Raw genomic sequence first — 3,113 nt, forward strand, 5'->3', positions numbered from 1 at the left:
ATTTTGAATGACGAATTGATTTTGCATCTTACCGTTTCCCATCCTTTCCTATTCATTGCGGTTAACGTTCGATCTCAAACGCAAGCAAACCCATTTCGCCGCCATTGACCGCGCCGTAGCGGCATTCTATGTCTTCGGTTAATAAATCTTCGTTCACGATGACGATCGGCGTAACGGCCGAATATCCTTCGCTTCTCAGCAAGTCGAGATCAAAATCGATTAAGACCTGACCCGCCACTATGCGGTCGCCCGTCTTGACAAGCGCCTTGAAGCCTCTGCCCCGCAGGCCAACCGTATTAATCCCGATATGGATCAGAATCTGCACGCCGGACGCATGCTCCAGGATGACGGCATGAGCGGTATCGATGACATGCGCGACCGTTCCCGACAAGGGGGCGATTAATCTACCCGACGAGGGGGCGATCGCAAGCCCTTTCCCGATGTGCCCCTGCGCGAATGCGGCGTCCGGCACTTCGGAGAGCGGCACGGATTCGCCGCTCAGCGGAGCCAGCAGCGTCACTTTTTGGCAATTTTCTTTGGGTTTTAGCCATTTGGACAGCATAACAGCATTCCTCCTGCTCTTTTATGTGTTAGACGATAAGGCCTGGAACAAACGATACAAGTGCATGGCCATATAGCCGACTTCGTCTTCCGGAACCTCCGAATGGAGCTGTTCCTCCATCAACTTCCTCAATTCCAGCGCCAAGGCGTACTCCTGATCTCGCGTCTTCTTGATTTCCTGCATAAACGGATTGTCCGTCGTCTTCCGGTTCACGATCCGCTCGATCATGTACCGGAAGTGAGAGATGAGCCGCACATAGTCCGTCCCTTCCCGGGGAATTCCGATGCAGCCTCTCTGCTCGATCGTGGCTACGAGAGAATGGATCAGATTGGTATATTTAATAATTTGTCCGACGGACACGTCGGCGATGCCCGAGTGAATATGGAAGGACAAAAATCCGATCTCATCTTCCGGAATATCGACTTGAAAGGCTTCACGGATCATGGCGGCCGCTTCGCAGGCGATCTCGTATTCTCTGACAAAAACCATTTTCGTTTCGTATAAAAAGGGATTGACGATGTCCATGCCGTTTTTCAGTCGATAGACCGCGAAATGGATATGGCTCGGAAGCGCCAAGTAGAGCTTGTAGTTAATCTGGCGCTCGAAGCGTTGGGCCGCCATCTCGATAATATTCTCGGAAATCCGGATCACCTCTGCGGGTATCCCTTCAAGAAGCGTTTGGTAGTCCTTCATCTGATCCCGATCGTCCAGACGAAACCGCTTCTCGATTCGTGGGTCGTCCGCTTCCAGCGGAGAAGCGTCCTTGGAGGCGAAGCCGATTCCTTTGCCCAACAGGACAAATTCTTTGCCGGTCGTCTCATCCAAAACCAGTACCACGTTGTTTCCAATCACGCGTTCGATTTTTAGGCGGCCCCCGGAACTCATCGATCATCCCTCACTTTTGCTCATCGTTGATAGCGAAGCTTGCCCTCGACCATGCTCCATACCACGTCGAACGATTCGTCCAAGAGCACCAGGTCCGCGTCGCAGCCAGGTTCGATCCGGCCTTTTCCCGATAATCCCAGTATGTCGGCGGGCGTTCTCGTCGCCATGGCAACCGCCTCGCAAAGAGGCACGCCCAATTCAACGGTATTGCGAAGAGCGATGTTCATGGTCACCGTACTGGAGGCCAGCGTCCCGTCTTGAAGCCTGGCTACGCCATCCTCCACGCGCGTTTGATGGCCGCCGAACAGATAAGTGCCGTCTCCCATGCCCATCGCCTGCAGCGCATCCGTGATCAAGACGACGCCTTCGGGTCCTTTCAGACGATGCATAAGCCGCACGATAGCCGGATGCAGATGGACGCCGTCCACGATCGCTTGCAGACTCACCTTCTCTTCCTCGAAGGCGGCTACGATCACTCCCGGATCCCGGTGATGGATCGGACGCATGCCGTTGAAGCAATGCGTAATATGGCTGGCCCCCGCGGCAAAGGCCGTTTTGGCCTCCTCGTAGGTGGCGTCGGAGTGGGCTACCGCGACGACGATTCCTTTCTCGACGAGTCTCCCGATCATTTCCATCGCGCCGGGCAGCTCGGGCGCCAACGTGACCATTTTCATCCGATCTCCGGCGCTAGCGAGGATCGTATCCAGCTCTTCCAGGTCGGGATGTCTTAAATACGCCTCGTTTTGCATCCCTTTCCGTTTGGGGTGCAGGTAAGGTCCCTCCATATGGATGCCCGCGATCGCCGCGCCCGGCTCGCGCCCGGCTACCTCCCCCACGCTTGCGACCATATCGAGCAATTGCTCCAACGTAGAGCTGACGGAGGTGGCCAGGAAAGAGGTACAGCCCGTCTCCACGCACGCGCGGGAAACTTCCTCCACGCTTCGGGTCGTTCCGTCCATCATATCGAATCCTTTGGCGCCGTGTATATGCACGTCGATCATCCCGGGAATCAGAAGATGCCCTTGACCGTCCAGACGCTGCAGGTCGGAAGGCGCTCGATCTCCTTCCATTTTCTCCGAAATGCCGACGATTTTTCCGTCTTCGATAAGAACCTCCGCCTCGTTGACGATTCGGTCTCGCAAGACGGCCTTCACGTTTGATATCAGCATGGTCGCCATTTTCCGTTTTCCTCTCCTTCGCCGCGATCTCTACATGATTTTTTTGATTTCGTCCTTTAACATTTCGGACTGCACGCCGAACACGATTTGTACCGCGCCCTGTCCCAGCCGCATGACGCCGCTTGCGCCCAGTCCCTTTAGCTTGCGGTCGTCGACTGCTTTCTCGTCCTTCACCACGAGGCGCAGCCGCGTGATGCAGGCATCGATCGCGTGAAGATTGCCCGCTCCGCCGACGGAAGCCAATACATCAACCGCTTTGGCCTGCAGGCTGCCGGCGGTCGCATCCCGTCGTTCGGGTTCTCCTTCGGCGATCTCGCGTCCAGGCGTCTTCAAGTCGAATTTTACGATAAAAAAGCGGAACATCGCATAATATACAAGGCCGAAAGCGATTCCAACGGGAAGAATGAGAAGCGGCTTCGTGCCGAGCGGGAAGTTGATGACGTAGTCGATCAGCCCTTGCGAGAATCCCGCTCCGAGCTTCACGCCCA

The 3,113-nt window shown here is 55.5% G+C and carries 4 protein-coding genes; all 4 read right to left on the minus strand.

Translation table 11 applies throughout. The annotated features are described in order from the left end of the window. Positions 1-61: 61 nt before the first annotated feature. Entirely contained in the window at positions 62-562 is a 501-nt protein-coding gene (locus PQG80_RS28725) for a PTS sugar transporter subunit IIA (protein ID WP_271755284.1), read from the minus strand. Between the two features lie 21 nt (positions 563-583). Beyond that, positions 584-1,447, minus strand: coding sequence for a PRD domain-containing protein (locus PQG80_RS28730; RefSeq protein ID WP_271755285.1), 864 nt, complete (start codon positions 1,445-1,447; stop codon positions 584-586). A 20-nt stretch (positions 1,448-1,467) separates the two neighbouring features. Further along, entirely contained in the window at positions 1,468-2,625 is a 1,158-nt protein-coding gene (gene nagA, locus PQG80_RS28735; RefSeq protein WP_271755287.1) for an N-acetylglucosamine-6-phosphate deacetylase, read from the minus strand. A 30-nt stretch (positions 2,626-2,655) separates the two neighbouring features. Continuing rightward, a partial coding sequence (locus PQG80_RS28740; protein WP_271755288.1) for a glucose PTS transporter subunit EIIB occupies positions 2,656-3,113 on the minus strand: 458 nt, incomplete at its 5' end.

The sequence above is a fragment of the Cohnella rhizoplanae genome, assembly GCF_948329515.1.
GTDB lineage: Bacteria > Bacillota > Bacilli > Paenibacillales > Paenibacillaceae > Cohnella > Cohnella rhizoplanae.

What these genes read in the sequence shown, in the direction of transcription:
- nagA (WP_271755287.1), bottom strand. Translation starts at nt 2,625, where the DNA reads ATGGCGACCATGCTGATATCAAACGTGAAGGCCGTCTTGCGAGACCGA.
- PQG80_RS28730 (WP_271755285.1), bottom strand. Translation starts at nt 1,447, where the DNA reads ATGAGTTCCGGGGGCCGCCTAAAAATCGAACGCGTGATTGGAAACAAC.
- PQG80_RS28725 (WP_271755284.1), bottom strand. Translation starts at nt 562, where the DNA reads ATGCTGTCCAAATGGCTAAAACCCAAAGAAAATTGCCAAAAAGTGACG.